Source organism: Halomonas marinisediminis (assembly GCF_004347715.1).
Classification (GTDB): domain Bacteria; phylum Pseudomonadota; class Gammaproteobacteria; order Pseudomonadales; family Halomonadaceae; genus Halomonas; species Halomonas icarae.
On the sequence record NZ_SLTR01000031.1, the window covers coordinates 1 to 14,994 of the forward strand.

The window sequence follows — 14,994 nt, forward strand, 5'->3', positions numbered from 1 at the left end:
TCGGGAGATCGACCACCCGATCCCAGTGGTCGAACGGTTCTATCACTGCTATCCGGGGATTAGGACTCGACCCTGGGCTACCAGACGCCGAGGGAGATTGAATTGGCAGCTGTCGCTTGAAAATGTGTCCGCTCTGACTTGACCAGAACATCATGAGCAAAAAACGTCGGCAGTACAGCAACGAGTTCAAAGCCAAGGTGGCCCTCGCTGCGCTAAAGGGCGATGAGACCACCTCGGCGCTGGCGGCTCGCTTCGAGGTGCACCCGTCCATGGTGAGCCAGTGGAAGCGTGAACTGCTGGACAACGCCGCTGGCATCTTCGACAGCACCAGTGGCAAGGCCGCTCAGAAGAACCAAGAGGAGATCGATATCCTCTACCGCGAGATCGGTAAGTTGACGGTAGAACGGGATTTTTTATCACGCAGGCTCGATCGTTGAGCCGGGCGCAGCGCCTGGCCATGATCGAGCCGCCATCTTCAGCCACTCCAGGGAAAACGCATGAAAAATCCTACACCGCGAGAATGTCGGCAAGGTACGTCTCATCCAGCGCCGCTTTCTTCTGTTTTCGCCGGATTCCGCCCTTGAAAGACGTCTCCCCTTTCAGGTAATTCAGCGCGATATGCCGAACCCTGGCAAGGTTTTCTGCCGCCTGGCCGCGATGGATTTTGCAGGCATCCTCACGCAGCGCTACGTCCAAAGACCAGTGAAGCTTTGCCTCAATATGCCAGTGCTGCCGAGCCGCCTCGGCGAGCTTTTTAGCGCTGAGATCAGCTGAGCTGATGTAGTAGCGGATCATCGGCTCCTCCGGGGCTTCATCACCCTCTTGTCGGAAGCTCATCACCACTCCCACCGTTTTTAAGCCTGGCCACTCATAGCTAAGCTCCTGAAATTCTTCGGTAAGCTCACTCACTATGTGATAGCGCGTCTCTTGCCGGCCTCGGTTCTTCTCATCTGTGACATAGGCATCCCCCTCAAAATTCGCCACCTTAGCTATGGGGAACGCTCTTTCGAAGGCGTCAGCCAAGGCCGGCTGATTTCCCTTCACTGACAACAGATAATCAGCCCCCTTCTGTAGGACCTGAGTAGCGATCTTTTTCTGGCAACCCATGGCATCGATCGTTACCAGGCAGCCTTGCAGATTGAGCAGCTTTAGGAGCTCAGGAATCGCCGTAATCTCGTTGGATTTTTGTGCCGTCTTGACCTGCCCCAGCACAACGCCATTGGCCGCGCTGAAGGCACTGACCATGTGGATGGCACCCTTGTTCTTGCCACGGCAATACGAGCCGCGCAACGTCTTGCCATCGATGGCCACCACTGCGCCCTCACTCACGTCATGGCAGGCCTTCATCCACTCGGCGAACGCAGATTGCAGCTGCTCGGCATTGACCAGGGCCATCACCCTGGCCAAGGTGTCGTGGCTTGGGACACCAGCTTCAAAATCGCCGTACTGTCGCAGAAAATCGAGCTTCGCGTGGCCAAAATCCTCTATCTCGTCCCAACCTTCTGCACCACAGATCACCGCGCAGACCGTCAGAAACAGGATGTCAGACAGCTGATGCTGCACTTTCCAGCTTTGGCGGAAGTCGGGAACGATCGATAAATGGTTCATAAGAGACGGTGTCAGCATCGGATCATCCATGAGCAAAAGCTGCTAGATGACCACATAAGCTCCTACTGGTAAAGCGCTACGAAGCCCGTCGTAGAGCGGTTTTTCATGCATTTTCCCTGTCAGCCACTCCGAGTCTGAGACGGCAGTGTCAGCTGCTGAGTAGCAGTCGTTCCTCGCTTTACTACCAGAAGCGAGAGTGGCCGGCCGAGGATCTAGTGCTGATGCGCCTGATCGATGAACAACACCTGCTGACGCCGGTTTACGGATCACGCCGGATGACCGTCCATCTCAATCGGCAGGGCTACCGGGTTAACCGCAAGCGAGTGCGTCGCCTGATGCGTCAGATGGGGCTCCAGGCCGTCTATCCGAGGCCTCCACCAGCTTGCCGGGTAAAGAGCATCGAATCTATCCCTACCGGCTACGTGGACTGACGATCGATCGGCCGAATCAGGTGTGGGCGACCGACATCAGCTACCTTCCGTTAACACGTGGGTTCATGTATCTGGTGGCAGTGATGGACTGGCACAGTCGTCGAGTGTTGTCCTGGCAAGTCTCCAACACGCTGGACACCGACTTATGTGTTGATGCCCTAGAAGAAGCGCTGGCACGTTATGGGCTGCCGGAGATCTTCAATAGCGATCAAGGATGCCAATTCACCAGCCAGGCCTTCACCAACGTCCTCGAGGGTCACGGCGTGGCCATCAGCATGGACGGCAAGAGCTGCTACCGGGATAACATCTTCGTGGAGCAGCTCTGGCGAAGGGTGATGTACGAATGCGTGTACCTGACGGCGTTTGAGGACGGCACTCACCTGAAGCGAGCGATGAGGAACTACTTCGCGTGGTACAACCGGGAGCGACCCCACCAAGAACTGGACGATGCGACACCAGATGAGATGTACTTCCCCCAACCAGTGAAACAGGCGGCCTGACGCCGATGATGACCCGATCCGAGCTTAGCTGACCTGTCAGGTGGTCCGAAGGATGGGGACAACTTCACTCACTGGCAACCAATGATTAGCCATGCAGCATACCACGCGTATCAATCACATTACTTTTTTGTTTCAACAGCGCGATGATCTGCTCTTCTCGGAACTGCTTGTGATCCACAAGCACAACCACAACATCCGCTTGGGAAACGGCATCTGAAATTTCACTTAAGCTGGAGCTGGTTTCACCCTCCTCAATATTAGGCTCCACCATAAAGACCTTGCCTGGATGACGCTCTTTGATATCTTCGGCGATCTTGAGAGCAGGACTCTCGCGAAGGTCATCTATGTCCGCTTTGAAGGCCAATCCAAGGCAAGCGACACTAATGTCACTTGCAGTCTTATTGGGACGGTCTATCAGGGTCTTGCCCACGGCCTCGTTGACCTTATCGATCACCCATTGCGGCTTGTAATCGTTGACTTCCCTGGCAGTGCGAATCAAGCGTGCCTCATCCGGTGTCTCGCTGACAATGAACCAGGGGTCCACGGCGATGCAGTGGCCGCCAACTCCCGGGCCAGGTTGCAGGATGTTGACCCGCGGATGAAGGTTGGCCAGGCGAATCAACTCCCATATGCTGATATCGATCTTGTCGCAGATGATAGAGAGTTCATTGGCGAAGGCGATGTTCACGTCGCGGAAGCTGTTCTCGGTGAGCTTGGCCATCTCGGCGGTGCGAGCCGTGGTGGTGATGCACTCCCCTTCCACGAAGATCTGGTAGAGCGCAGTGGCCGCCGCAGAGCACTTGGCGGTCATGCCGCCGATCACCCGGTCGTTCTCCACCAGCTCACGCACCACATGGCCGGGCAGCACACGCTCGGGGCAATGGGCGATACGGATATCGGATGCTTCCCCATGGGTCTGCGGAAAGGTGAGATCGGGCCGTGCTTCGGCCATCCAGGCCGCCATCTGTTCGGTGGCACCCACCGGCGAGGTGGATTCCAGGATCACCAGGTCACCCGCCTTCAGCACCTGTGCAACGGCCTTGCTTGCCGACTCTATATAGGCAAGGTCCGGCACATGGTCATTGCCGTTCTCTGCCTTGAACGGGGTGGGAACGGCAATCAGGAAAGCATCCGCCGGCTCGGGGCGGGTCGTCGCCCGCAGGTATCCTTCCTTCACAGCAGCATGAACCACGATATCCAGTTCGGGCTCGACGATATGGACGTCCCCACGGTTGATGGTATCAACGGCGTGTTGGTTCACATCCACACCAATTACACACTTGCGTCGAGAGGCAATGACGGCGGCTGTCGGCAAGCCGATGTATCCGAGTCCAATAACGGAGATGGTATCGTAGTTCATGAATCGGTCCAAAAATAGTAAAGCGTTGCTGGGAATGTGTAACGGTGCGGGCTCGACACTAGAGGGTGGCGACCAGCGTCTCGAGAATGCGGCTACAGGCTTTGCCGTCCCCGTAGGGGTTGTGGGCATAGCTCATGGCTTCATAGGCCTTGCTGTCGGTCAGTAGGGTGTGCAGCTCACCGACAATGCGATCGATGTCAGTTCCAACCAGCTTGACGGTACCGGCATCTACCGCCTCGGGGCGTTCAGTGGTATCGCGCATTACCAACACAGGCTTACCTAGGGACGGGGCCTCTTCTTGAATACCACCGGAATCGGTAAGAATGAGGTGAGCACGGTTCATCAGGTAGACGAACGGCAGATAGTCTAGCGGCTCGATCAGGTGCACATTACCAATGTCGGAAAGCAGCCGTTTTACGGGCTCGAGCACATTGGGGTTGAGGTGAACCGGATATACGATCTGAATATCTGGATGTGCGACGGCAGTATCATGAAGCGCCCGGCAGATTCTCTCGAAACCACCTCCGAAGCTCTCACGACGGTGCCCCGTGACCAGAATCAACTTGCGGTTGGCATTCAGGAAATCGAACTGCTTAGCGAACTGCTGCTGGAACCGTTCGCTATTCTCGAGTTTTTGCACTACTTCCAGTAGTGCATCAATTACGGTGTTACCAGTGACATGTACCTTGGCTGGCGCAATACCCTCCTCTATGAGATTCCGGCTTGACCGCTCGGTGGGAGCGAAGTGCAACTCGGCTAGGGTGCCAGTCAATTTACGGTTGGCCTCTTCAGGCCATGGGGAGTAAATGTTGCCGGTACGCAGCCCAGCCTCCACATGTCCCACGGGAATTTTCTGATAATAGGCGGCCAACGTGGTGGCAAAGGTTGTTGCCGTGTCGCCATGTACCAACACAATATCGGGTTTGACCTCAGCCAACACGCTTTTCATACCTTGCAGGATCGCGGTGGTGACGTCGGTGAGATCCTGCCCCGGCTTCATGATGTTTAGGTCGTGCTCGGGCGTCAAACCGAACAACTCGAGCACCTGATCCAGCATTTCGCGATGCTGGCCAGTAACGCATACCTGCGCCTCGAACCTGTCGTCGGCGGCTAGAGAAAGGGCAAGGGGCGCCATTTTGATAGCTTCGGGACGCGTACCGAAGACGCTGAGGATTCTGATGGGCATGAGCTAAACCTTAAGTATGTAGTAAACAGGCACGCTACCGCCCGAGGATTATTCCGGACGATTCCCATGCCCTAATACATAGAGACATCGGCGCGTGCCTGGCACAAAGCCGATCGTCATTGGTAGCGCGCTATTCTACGCAACTCTGCCTTTCGGCTCCACGCTGAGAAGCAATAGCGTACGGAATGGTAGGACCGAAGGCAGCAATCTTTCGCTGCCTGGTAATGGCGCCCCTCCCTGAGCCAATACCGCCCTCTAGCTCAGCACATCAAAAAAGCAGGGTTGTATCATGTCGGGATTTCCGACGACCTCAAGCCTTGAGATGATGAGGAGGCGGTCCATGTCCACCGTACTGCTGCCAGCTCCTCCAGGCTACTCCGGTACCAGTCACGATGCAGAGCCGAAACGTCGGACCGGCCTCCCCTACAGCCCATCAACCATCGAGACCTTTATGTCATTGCACCTTTCCGAATTGCTCGACGCCGCCGAGCGCCTCGGCCTCAAGGCCGGCGATGCCATCATGGCCATCTACTACCGCGACTTCGCCATTGAGGAGAAGGCGGACAAGAGCCCGCTGACCGAGGCGGACAAGGCGGCCCACGAGGTGATCGTGGCGGGGCTGAACGCGCTGCCCGAGAGTATACCCGTACTCTCCGAGGAGGATACCGAAGGCTTCGCCGGTGCCGATGCCAATGGCCGATACTGGCTGGTGGATCCGCTGGATGGCACCAAGGAATTCATCAAACGCAATGGCGAGTTCACCGTCAATATCGCGCTGATCGAGAATGGCCGACCGGTGCTGGGCGTGGTGGTCGCCCCGGCGCTTGAGGTCTCCTATCTCGCCGCCCAGGGCGTGGGGGCGTTCAAGGTCGAGTGGGGCGAAGGCAAGGCCAACCAGCGCCAGGCGATTCGCGTCGCCGGCAGGCCCGCCGAGGGTGCGACGTGGCGCGTGGTCGGCAGTCGTTCCCACCCGAGCCCCGATCTGGCCGAATGGCTGGAGACGCTCGGCAGCCACGACATGGTGCCCATGGGCAGCTCGCTGAAGCTATGCCTGATCGCCGAAGGCGTGGCGGATGTCTACCCGCGCCTCGGGCCTACCTGCCTGTGGGATACCGCCGCCGCCCAGGCGGTGGTCGAGCAGGCCGGCGGTCGGGTGGTGACCCTGGAGGGCGAGCCGCTCGGCTACGCCACACCCGGCGAGACGCTGAATCCCCACTTTATCGTCTGGGGCCACTGATAGAGGTAGATAGGGCGGGACAGTCTCAACCTGGGCTGTTCCGACCCGTACTGTCCCGACCGCCATACCGACTCAGTCGCTGCCGAAGAGATCCCGGGTGTAGACCTTCTCCGCCACATCGGTGAGCTCCTCGGCCATGCGATTGCTCAGGATCACCTCGGCCTCCGCCTTGAAGGCGTCGAGGTCGCGCAGCACCCGGGAGCCGAAGAAGGCCTCCTCCTCGAGCACCGGCTCATAGACGATCACCTCGATGCCCTTGGCCTTGAGGCGCTTCATCACCCCCTGCATGGCGCTGGCGCGGAAGTTGTCGGAGCCGGATTTCATGATCAAGCGGTAGACCCCCACTACACTCGGTCGGCGCGCCAGCACCTGCTCGGCGATAAAGTCCTTGCGGGTGCGGTTGGCATCCACCACCGCCTGGATCATATTGCTGGGCACGTTCTCATAGTTGGCCAGCAGCTGCTTGGTGTCCTTGGGCAGGCAGTAGCCACCGTAACCGAAGCTCGGGTTGTTGTAGTGGCTGCCGATGCGCGGGTCGAGCCCCACCCCCTCGATGATCTGGCGGGTATCCAGGCCATGGGTCTCGGCGTAGGTATCCAGCTCGTTGAAGTAGGCCACCCGCATGGCGAGGAAGGTGTTGGCGAACAGCTTGATCGCCTCGGCTTCGGTGCTGTTGGTAAACAGCACCGGGATCTCCTCCTTCACCGCGCCCTCGGTCAGCAGTCCCGCAAACGCCTCGGCGCGAGCGGAGCGTTCGCCCACGATGATCCGCGAGGGGTGGAGGTTGTCGTAGAGCGCCCTGCCCTCACGCAGAAACTCCGGCGAGAAGAGCAGGTTCTCGGTGCCATAGCGGCGGCAGGCGTCGGCGGTGAAGCCCACCGGCACGGTGGACTTGATCACCATCACCGCGGCGGGGTTGATGTCGCGCACATCCTGGATCACCGCCTCGACGCTGGAGGTATCGAAGTGGTTGGTGCGCGGGTCGTAGTCGGTGGGCGTGGCGATCAGGACGAAGTCCGCCTCCCGGTAGGCGGCTTCCTTGTCGAGGGTGGCCGTGAAGGAGAGCGCTCGGTTGGCGAGAAACTCGCTGATCTCGGCATCTTCGATGGGCGAGATGCCGGCATTGAGGGACTCGACCTTCTCCGGAACAACATCCAGCGCGACCACATCATTGTGCTGGGCCAGCAGCATGGCATTGGAGAGGCCCACATAGCCGGTACCGGCGATGGCGATCTTCATGGCGATTCCTTTCTGTGTTCGTTACGTCAGTGATTGATTCATCGCAGGGTGACGCCCAGCCGGGGAGGCCTGCGGCCTCCATTCGCCCGGCAGAGCCGGCCTCCCACAATAAGCCCCGATCTCCCGCAATGAGAGCCGGCCTCCCACAATGAGCTCCGGCTTCCCAATACTCACTGCCGAAGGGATTCACGCCAGTTTGCGATGAACCCGTTGACTCCGGGAGTCCCACCCAGGGAGGCCTGCGGCCTCCATTCGCCCGGCAGAGCCGGCCTCCCACAGTGAGCCCCGGCCTCCCACAATGAGCCCCGGCCTCCCTCAATGAGAGCCGGCCTCCCACAATGAACCCCGGCCTCCCTCAATGAGCCTCGGCCTCCCTCAATGAGCCCCGGCCTCCCACAATGAGCCCCGGCGCCTCGGCATCCCTCAATGAGAGCCGACCTCCCACAATGAAACCCAGCCTGCCGTCGCGATGCGAAACCGCTTCGGCGGACCAGCTCCTCCGACAACACAGGGCTACAGGGCGGTATCCACGGCTCGGGGCTGGGCGCGGTCGAGCAGGCTGTGCCAGCGGGTGAGGATGGGGGCGTCGCTGTAGCTGATCTCGGCGAGCAGCCGGCGGAACTCCTGCCGGGCATTGGCGTCGGCGGGGTCGACCAGGGTCAGCCAGGCCTCCAGGGCGATGATCTGCAGATGCAGGTTGCCATCCTCGCGGGCATCGTTCAGGGCCAGTTCGATCAGCGCCACCAGCTCTTCCCGAGAATGACCGAGGCGGTGGCGCACCCGGGCCAGCTGGATGGCGAGCTCGGGCACAAACAGCGTGGAGCGCTCGCGAGCGAGCACCAGGGCCTGGTCGAGATACTCCTCGGCGCGGGCGTACTCGCCCAGCGCCATGCAGGCATCGACATACCATAGCGAGGGGCGGGCGTAGTGGTCGCGCCCGGTCAGCTCGGTGAGCTCCTCGAGGGTGGCATCGACCTTGGCAAGGCCCTCACGATCACCGGCGATGGCCCGCTGCCAGCCAAGCACGCTTCTGGCCGCCACCTGCCACAGGTGCAGATCGGGGGTGCCGGTCAACCGATGGGCGCGCTCGGCGCGGTCGGTCGCCAGGTGCACATGACCCAGCTGACGGTAGAGCGTGGCGGCATACAGCAGCGCCATGGCCAGGCTGCCGGGGTGGCCGATGCGTTCGGCGAGGCGAATCGCCGACTCGACCTGGGACTCGGCGCGGCGGTAGTCGCCGCGCAGGCAGAGTGCCCAGCCCTGGAAGCAGGCCGCGGCCACCTGGGGGTGGTCGGAGAACGGCAGCCAATCGATCATCATCTCCGACTCGAGGGGATTGATCTCGTCGAGATGGTCATGGGCGAGCGGGATACGCCCGGCCCAGTATTCACAGCTGGCCTGGGCATATTCGGCGAGGCGGGCATAGCGCACATCGCCGATCTTGCGGGCGAGGTCGGCCAGGGCGGCGGCCAGGCGGAAGGCGTCGGCATGGGCGTGGCGCTGGCTGCAGCCCACCCAGAGCCCCCACTTGACCAGGAAGGCCTGCTCCAGGTCGACGCTCTCGCCCTCCTCGGCCAGCGCCTTGATCAGCTCGCGGGCGCGCACGAAGCTCTCGTGGGCGGTGGGTGAGCCATGCCCCTCCAGGGCGAAGGCCGCCTGGCCGCGCACCGTCAGCAGGCTGATCTCGCGTTCGGTCTGGCCCTCTACCTGGCGCAGGCTGACCAGGCCAAGGTCGGCCATCTTCAGCGCGGTACGATTGGCGCTGACCTTGAGCGCCTCGCGGGCCGCCAGCTCGTAGTAGCGGGCGCCGCGGGCGTAGTGGCCGCTGCGCCGCAGATGGGTAGCGAAGTCGCCCGGGTGGCGACTGATCCACATCGGGAAGCGCTCCTCGATCAGCGCGACCACCTGGCGGTGGATGGCGGTACGTACATCGCGCGGGCAGGAGAGATAGGCCGCCTCCTGCAGCAGCTGATGGGTAAACTGGAACTCGCGGCCGGTGTCGTCGCCCTCGGCGGGCTCGATGATATCCAGGTGACGCATCTGCTCGAGGGCACGCGTCAGGCGCTGGCCGTCGAACTCGCTGCACTCGGCCAGGAAGTCGTAGCGGAAGCGGCGCCCCAGCACCGCGGCGATATGCGCCACCTCTCGATCGCCATCGAGCTGGTCGATGCGACTGGCCAGCAGACCGAGCAGGCCGTGGGGCAGCTCGTCGAGCTGCACGCTGCGCCCCTCGCGACGATCCATCTCGACACGCCGCACGATCTCCTGAAGATAGAGCGGCACGCCGTCGCAGCGCTCGATGATCTGGCCGCGCAGGCGGGGGCTGATGTGCAGGCGATAGCGCCGGGCCAGCTGGGAGAGCAGCCGCGAGGCGTGCATGGCGTCGAGCTTGCCGAGGCTGACCTGCTGGTCCCAGTGCAGCTTGGCGGGCAGCCCTTCGCGGCCATGGTGGCTGGCCACCAGCATGAAGGCGCAGTTGATGGGCAGACGCGCCTGCAACCCCGCCAGCACCTTGAGGCTGAGCTCGTCGAGCCACTGCAGATCGTCGATCATCAGCACCAGGGTACGCTCGACGGCGATCTGGCCGATCAGACGCTGGACCAGGTCCACCACCAGATCCACCGCCTCGCCGCTCTGGGCGTGCTCGTTGCCGACACGCGACTCATGGACCCCCATGGCGTCCTCGAGCAGCGTTCGGCGGGCCTCATCGGGTTCCGGCAACCCCAGGCGCTGGCACAGGTTGGCCAGGCTCTCGGCATCCAGGTGGTCGTTATCCTGGCGCCTGATATCCTGACGCCTGGCATCCTGGCGCTTGATATCCTGGCTCTTGATATCCTGGCTCTTGATATCCAGGTCGCGCCCCAGATGCCAGCGCAGCAGCTTGCGTGCCACCCCGTAGGGCTCCTGCACCGAGAGCCGCGTGGTGGGCTGCCAGCAGATGGCGGCATCGCGGCTCTGCTCGAGCTGGCGGAAGCCGACCATCAGTGCCGACTTGCCCATGCCCGAGGGGCCGCGAACCAGCACGCTCTGGCGCAGGCCGATGCCGGCACGGGCCAGGGCGTCGCGCAGCGTGCGCAGCTGGGTCTCGCGTCCGACCAGGCTCGGCGGCAGGGCTTCGCGTCCGCCTTCATTCGCACCAAGCACCAGAGCCCGCAGGCGCACCCGGCCATCGCTGGCCACCAGGCGTGAGCTCAGCCGTGGCTGCAGGTCGAGCGCCGGCGGCATATGCTGGCTGGCCTCCTGGGAGATCACCAGCTCGTTGCCTTCGGCGGCGCTCATCAACTCAAGCGAGCCCTGGGTGACCTGTCCCAGCGGGTCGACCAGGCGGCGCTCGGGCAGATAGATCACTCGGCCGCTGTTGAGGCCGGCGGCGAGCTCGATAAGCGGCGGCTCGCCCTCCCCCGTCCAGTGGCGCGCCGATTCCTCCGGCAGCATGCGGCGGCAGTGTTCATAGAGCGCCACCAGCTCGGCCAGCTGATGCGTCGGGCCGTGGGTGCCGAAGCAGGCCAGCCCCAGCCCGCCGGTGGCGCCGGGCAACCAGAAGCCCCCCAGGTGGTGGCACTGCTCCTCCAGCCAGCGCATCAACTCGAACTGCAGCATCAGGCAGGTGCGGCTGGAGGAGCGGGTCGAGAGATCGGCCTTGAGACGCAGGCGGATGGCCATCACCGAGAGCTGACGCTGCTCGATCTCGTCTTCCCGCAGCGGCGAGCTGTCCGGGGCGAGAGTGCGCGAGAAGCCGAGGCCGGCGGCGGCGCTGGCATCGGACTGAGCGTCGGACCAGTAGCGCGCCAGCTGCAGGAAGCCGGCCTCGGGCTGCTGGCCGGAGAGCGCCAGCAGCTGCAGATAGGCGTTGTACTGCTCATGGGCCGCAGCCAGCTGGCCCTGTTCGGCGAGCTGGCGAACCAGGCGCTCGTGGAAGGGGCCGTAGCCCGAGAAGCGATTGACCAGCTCCTCGAGCAGCGTATCGGGCACGCTATCGAAGCGCTCCAGCACCCCTTCGGCGAAGCGAATCACCCGCTGACGCCAGTCGTTGCGCACCTGCACCAGCCAGCGCTGAAACTCGGGGCAGTGGCTGATCTGCAACTCCCCCACCAGGTCACCCTGGTAGTGCGCGAGCAGGGATTCCAGGGTCGCCAGGTCGCGCTCACCATCGAGCAGCTGGTGGATATCGTGCAGATCGAGGCTCCAGTGCGAAGGCAGCTGGAAGGCGATGGTCTGACGGGAGACGACCAGCACCTCGTCGGCGTGCTCTCCCAATGATTGGCGCAGGCAGTGCAGCGCATGGCGCAGATTGGTGCGTCCCGACGAGAGCCCCTGGTCGGGCCAGAGCAGCTCTGCCAGGGTCGCGCGACTGACCGGCTGGTGGTGCAGCAGCAGGTAGACCAGCAGCGCCTTGACCTTGTCGTAGCTGAACTGGGTCAGCGCGTCCTCGCCGAGAGAGAGCGAGAAGTGGCCGAAGAGTGTCAACCGCACCGCGGTAGGGGTATCGGCTGCGTCGGAAGCATCCCGCATCATGGTATTCCTGCGTCCTTGACGGCTAGCCGGGATCAGGCCGGCACACCGCTGTGAAAACGAAAGGCCGTATCCGGCTCTTGTATCAGCTCAGCTTCGCGCGCGGCGAAGAAGGCAATGCGTGACTCCACAGGAGCGTCGCTGAGATGCCGTGCCAGCATCAGGTAATCCTCGTAGTGGCGCCCCTCTGACTTAACCAGAGTGCGATAGAACTTGGCAAGTTCCTTATCCAGGTGAGGAATCAGCCGCGCGAAGCGCTCGCAGCTGCGCGCCTCGATCAGGGCGCCGATGATCAGGATATCGACCAACCGCTCGGGGTCATTGGCGCGCACATGGCGACGCAGCCCCTCGGCATAGCGCGAGGCTGTGAGATGACGATAGACGATGCCCCGGGCCTCCATCAGCTTGACCACCTGCTCGAAGTGCAGCAGCTCCTCGCGGGCCAGCTGGCTCATCTTGGTCAGCAGCAGCGGTTGGTCCACATAGCGGTAGAGCAGGCTCATGGCGGTAGAGGCCGCCTTCTTCTCGCACTGGGCGTGGTCGATCAACAGTAGCTCGGGGTTCTCCAGCGCCCACGCCACCCAGGCATCGGGGGTACGGCAGCCAAGGAACGCCAGCAACTCATCGGACAGCAACGCCTCGGCATCGCTCTTGACGGCGCCGGGCTCGGACAGGGTCTCGGACATGATCGGTTCGCGTCTCACCGGGTGAAGATAACGTTAGAACGTTATGGTAGCGCGAAGCGCCCTCGGATAGGAGGGCGTTAGACCTTGGTGGCAGTTAGCAGGTGGCTTGAGGCGGGAGGCAAGTGGGCCATGGCAGGAAACTTGGAACTATGTGGTGGGAGGCCGGTGAGCCATGGCAGAAGGCATATGGCTTCTGGTGGGAGGCCGGGTTTCCCGGGCGAAGGCGCCGTCAGGCGCCCCAGCGGTGTTGCGAAACACTCTGGCCCCTCCGGGGAGGCCTTCGGCCTCCATTCGCCCGGCACAGCCGGCCTCCCACCAGGCACCCGAGCCGGCCATCAGCAAGAGCAGCCCCAACCACCAGCCAAGTAGACCTTGGTGGCAGTTAGCAGGTGGCTTGAGGCGGGAGGCAAGTGGGCCATGGCAGGAAACTTGGAACTATGTGGTGGGAGGCCGGTGAGCCATGGCAGAAGGCATATGGCTTCTGGTGGGAGGCCGGGTTTCCCGGGCGAAGGCGCCGTCAGGCGCCCCAGCGGTGTTGCGAAACATGCTGGCACCTCCGGCGAGGCCTTCGGCCTCCATTCGCCCGGCACAGCCGGCCTCCCACCAGGTGCCCAAGGCGGCCTTGCACAAGTGGGAGGCTGGGTTCCCCGGGCGAAGGCGCCGTCAGGCGCCCCAGCGGTGTTGCGAAACACTCTGGCCCCTCCGGGGAGGCCTTCGGCCTCCATTCGCCCGGCACAGCCGGCCTCCCACCAGGCACCCAAGCCGGCCATCAGCAAGAGCAGCCCCAACCACCAGCCAAGTAGATCTTGGTGGCAGGAGACCTACGGCTTGTGATGGGAGGCCGGTGAGCCATGGCAGAAGGCATATGGCTTCTGGTGGGAGGCCGGGTTTCCCGGGCGAAGGCGCCGTCAGGCGCCCCAGCGGTGTTGCGAAACATGCTGGCCCCTCCGGGGAGGCCTTTGGCCTCCATTCACCCGGCACAGCCGGCCTCCCACCAGGCACCCGAGCCGGCCAGTTTTAATGAGAGGCCCATTCGCCCGGCACAGCCGGCCTCCCACCAGGCACCCGAGCCGGCCAGTTTTAATGAGAGGCCCATTCCCCCAGCGGAGCCTGCCTCACACCAGGTGCCCAAGCCGGCCTTGCACAAAGCGGCGTGGCCTTACTCTCCTTCGCGATAGAGCTTCTGGATGCTGGAGAAGTCGAGGCTGCCGCTGCCCTGGGCACTGTGCAGGGCGAAGAGGTTGCGGGCCTGGGAGCCCATGGGCACAGTGGATTTGGAGCCCAGCGCCAGTTCCCAGGCGAGGCCGAGATCCTTGGCCATCAGGTCGGTGAGGAAGCCTCCCTGGTAATCGCGGCTGGCGGCAGACTCTTCCATGACGCCGGGCCAGGGGTTGTAGACGTTGAGCGCCCAGTTGCCGCCGCTGCTCTGCTTCATGATCTCGGAGAGCACGGCCGGGTCCATGCCATTCTTGACCCCCAGCGCCAGGGCCTCGGCGGTGCCACTCATCAGGATACCCAGCAGCATGTTGTTGCAGATCTTGGCGACCTGACCGCTGCCGCTCTCGCCGGCGTGGAAGATATTCTTGCCCATGGCCTCGAGCACCGGCCTGGCCTGCTCGAAGCCTTCGGCGCTACCGCCGACGATAAAGGTCAGGGCACCCGCCTTGGCACCGCCTACGCCGCCGGAGACGGGGGCGTCGAGCCAGGTCACGCCGCGCTCCCTGGCGGCGGCGGCCACCTCGCGGGCATCCTCCGGCGAGATGGTGGAGGCGTCGATGATCAGCGGCTTGCTCTCCAGGCTTTCCAGCAGCCCAGGGCCACCGTCACGCCCCAGGTAGAGGCTCTTGACGTGAACGCCGGCGGGCAGCATGGAGATGATCACCTCGGCGCCCTTCGCGGCGGCCTCGGCGGACTCGGCGCGCTTGGCACCCTCGCTCTCCAGCGCCTGCATGGCGCTCTCGACAAGGTCGAAGACGGTAACGTTATGGCCGGCCTTGACCAGGTTGCTGGCCATGGGGGACCCCATGTTGCCGAGGCCGATAAAGGCGATATTCATGTCTTTCTCCTTGTTTGAAATTTGGTCAATCAGGGCGCCTGACGGCGCCATTCGCCCGGCAGAGCCGGCCTCCCACAAGTGAGGCCATCCCATTGTTTGGCAACACCCGCGGGGCGCCTACGGCGCCATTCGCCCGGCAGAGCCGGCCTCCCACAAGTGAGGCCAACCCATGGTTTGTC

At 62.8% G+C, this 14,994-nt stretch carries 11 protein-coding genes; 4 read left to right on the top strand and 7 right to left on the bottom strand.

The features are described from left to right. Positions 1-152 precede the first annotated feature (152 nt). Positions 153-437: a transposase gene (locus E0702_RS15500; RefSeq protein WP_132045472.1), complete on the top strand. Its 285-nt coding sequence runs from the start codon at positions 153-155 to the stop codon at positions 435-437. Positions 438-507: 70 nt separating this feature from the next. Here E0702_RS15500 and E0702_RS15505 read toward each other — a convergent pair whose 3' ends face one another. Further along, the gene (locus E0702_RS15505; protein ID WP_132045488.1) at positions 508-1,626 is read right to left on the bottom strand and encodes an ISAs1 family transposase; all 1,119 of its coding nucleotides are present in this window, start codon (positions 1,624-1,626) and stop codon (positions 508-510) included. A 203-nt stretch (positions 1,627-1,829) separates the two neighbouring features. Here E0702_RS15505 and E0702_RS15510 point away from each other — a divergent pair, with 203 nt between their 5' ends. Together E0702_RS15510 and E0702_RS15515 are read left to right on the top strand one after the other, a co-directional pair. Then, positions 1,830-2,039: an IS3 family transposase gene (locus E0702_RS15510; RefSeq protein ID WP_132045474.1), complete on the top strand. Its 210-nt coding sequence runs from the start codon at positions 1,830-1,832 to the stop codon at positions 2,037-2,039. After that, on the top strand, positions 1,991-2,539 hold the full coding sequence (locus E0702_RS15515; protein WP_132045476.1) for an IS3 family transposase: 549 nt from the start codon (positions 1,991-1,993) through the stop codon (positions 2,537-2,539). Before E0702_RS15510 ends, E0702_RS15515 begins: the two co-directional genes overlap by 49 nt. A gap of 85 nt (positions 2,540-2,624) precedes the next feature. Here E0702_RS15515 and wecC read toward each other — a convergent pair whose 3' ends face one another. Together wecC and wecB are read right to left on the bottom strand one after the other, a co-directional pair. Further along, positions 2,625-3,899: a UDP-N-acetyl-D-mannosamine dehydrogenase gene (gene wecC / locus E0702_RS15520; protein ID WP_132045478.1), complete on the bottom strand. Its 1,275-nt coding sequence runs from the start codon at positions 3,897-3,899 to the stop codon at positions 2,625-2,627. Positions 3,900-3,957: 58 nt separating this feature from the next. Then, positions 3,958-5,079 carry a non-hydrolyzing UDP-N-acetylglucosamine 2-epimerase gene (wecB, locus tag E0702_RS15525; protein WP_306766924.1) on the bottom strand — a complete coding sequence of 374 codons (1,122 nt, stop codon included), beginning with the start codon at positions 5,077-5,079 and terminating at the stop codon, positions 3,958-3,960. 457 nt (positions 5,080-5,536) lie between these two features. Between wecB and cysQ the strand changes: the two genes are divergently transcribed. Beyond that, positions 5,537-6,322 (top strand): 3'(2'),5'-bisphosphate nucleotidase CysQ, encoded by a 786-nt coding sequence (cysQ, locus tag E0702_RS15530; protein WP_132045490.1) that lies wholly within the window; start codon positions 5,537-5,539, stop codon positions 6,320-6,322. Between the two features lie 72 nt (positions 6,323-6,394). On the opposite strand, the gene E0702_RS15535 is transcribed toward cysQ, so the two are convergent. From E0702_RS15535 to mmsB, 4 genes are all read right to left on the bottom strand, one after another. After that, on the bottom strand, positions 6,395-7,561 hold the full coding sequence (locus E0702_RS15535) for a nucleotide sugar dehydrogenase (RefSeq protein ID WP_132045482.1): 1,167 nt from the start codon (positions 7,559-7,561) through the stop codon (positions 6,395-6,397). 513 nt (positions 7,562-8,074) lie between these two features. Beyond that, entirely contained in the window at positions 8,075-12,073 is a 3,999-nt protein-coding gene (locus tag E0702_RS15540) for an AAA family ATPase (protein ID WP_132045492.1), read from the bottom strand. Between the two features lie 35 nt (positions 12,074-12,108). After that, the gene (locus E0702_RS15545; protein ID WP_132045484.1) at positions 12,109-12,759 is read right to left on the bottom strand and encodes a tRNA-(ms[2]io[6]A)-hydroxylase; all 651 of its coding nucleotides are present in this window, start codon (positions 12,757-12,759) and stop codon (positions 12,109-12,111) included. Positions 12,760-13,918: 1,159 nt separating this feature from the next. After that, positions 13,919-14,815: a 3-hydroxyisobutyrate dehydrogenase gene (mmsB, locus tag E0702_RS15550; RefSeq protein ID WP_132045486.1), complete on the bottom strand. Its 897-nt coding sequence runs from the start codon at positions 14,813-14,815 to the stop codon at positions 13,919-13,921. Between the last annotated feature and the right edge of the window lie 179 nt (positions 14,816-14,994).

Bases quoted from the DNA above. Each gene is read 5' to 3' on its own strand.
- E0702_RS15500 (WP_132045472.1), top strand. From the start codon at position 153: ATGAGCAAAAAACGTCGGCAGTACAGCAACGAGTTCAAAGCCAAGGTG.
- E0702_RS15505 (WP_132045488.1), bottom strand. From the start codon at position 1,626: ATGCTGACACCGTCTCTTATGAACCATTTATCGATCGTTCCCGACTTC.
- E0702_RS15510 (WP_132045474.1), top strand. From the start codon at position 1,830: ATGCGCCTGATCGATGAACAACACCTGCTGACGCCGGTTTACGGATCA.
- wecC (WP_132045478.1), bottom strand. From the start codon at position 3,899: ATGAACTACGATACCATCTCCGTTATTGGACTCGGATACATCGGCTTG.
- cysQ (WP_132045490.1), top strand. From the start codon at position 5,537: ATGTCATTGCACCTTTCCGAATTGCTCGACGCCGCCGAGCGCCTCGGC.
- E0702_RS15535 (WP_132045482.1), bottom strand. From the start codon at position 7,561: ATGAAGATCGCCATCGCCGGTACCGGCTATGTGGGCCTCTCCAATGCC.
- E0702_RS15540 (WP_132045492.1), bottom strand. From the start codon at position 12,073: ATGCGGGATGCTTCCGACGCAGCCGATACCCCTACCGCGGTGCGGTTG.
- E0702_RS15545 (WP_132045484.1), bottom strand. From the start codon at position 12,759: ATGTCCGAGACCCTGTCCGAGCCCGGCGCCGTCAAGAGCGATGCCGAG.
- mmsB (WP_132045486.1), bottom strand. From the start codon at position 14,815: ATGAATATCGCCTTTATCGGCCTCGGCAACATGGGGTCCCCCATGGCC.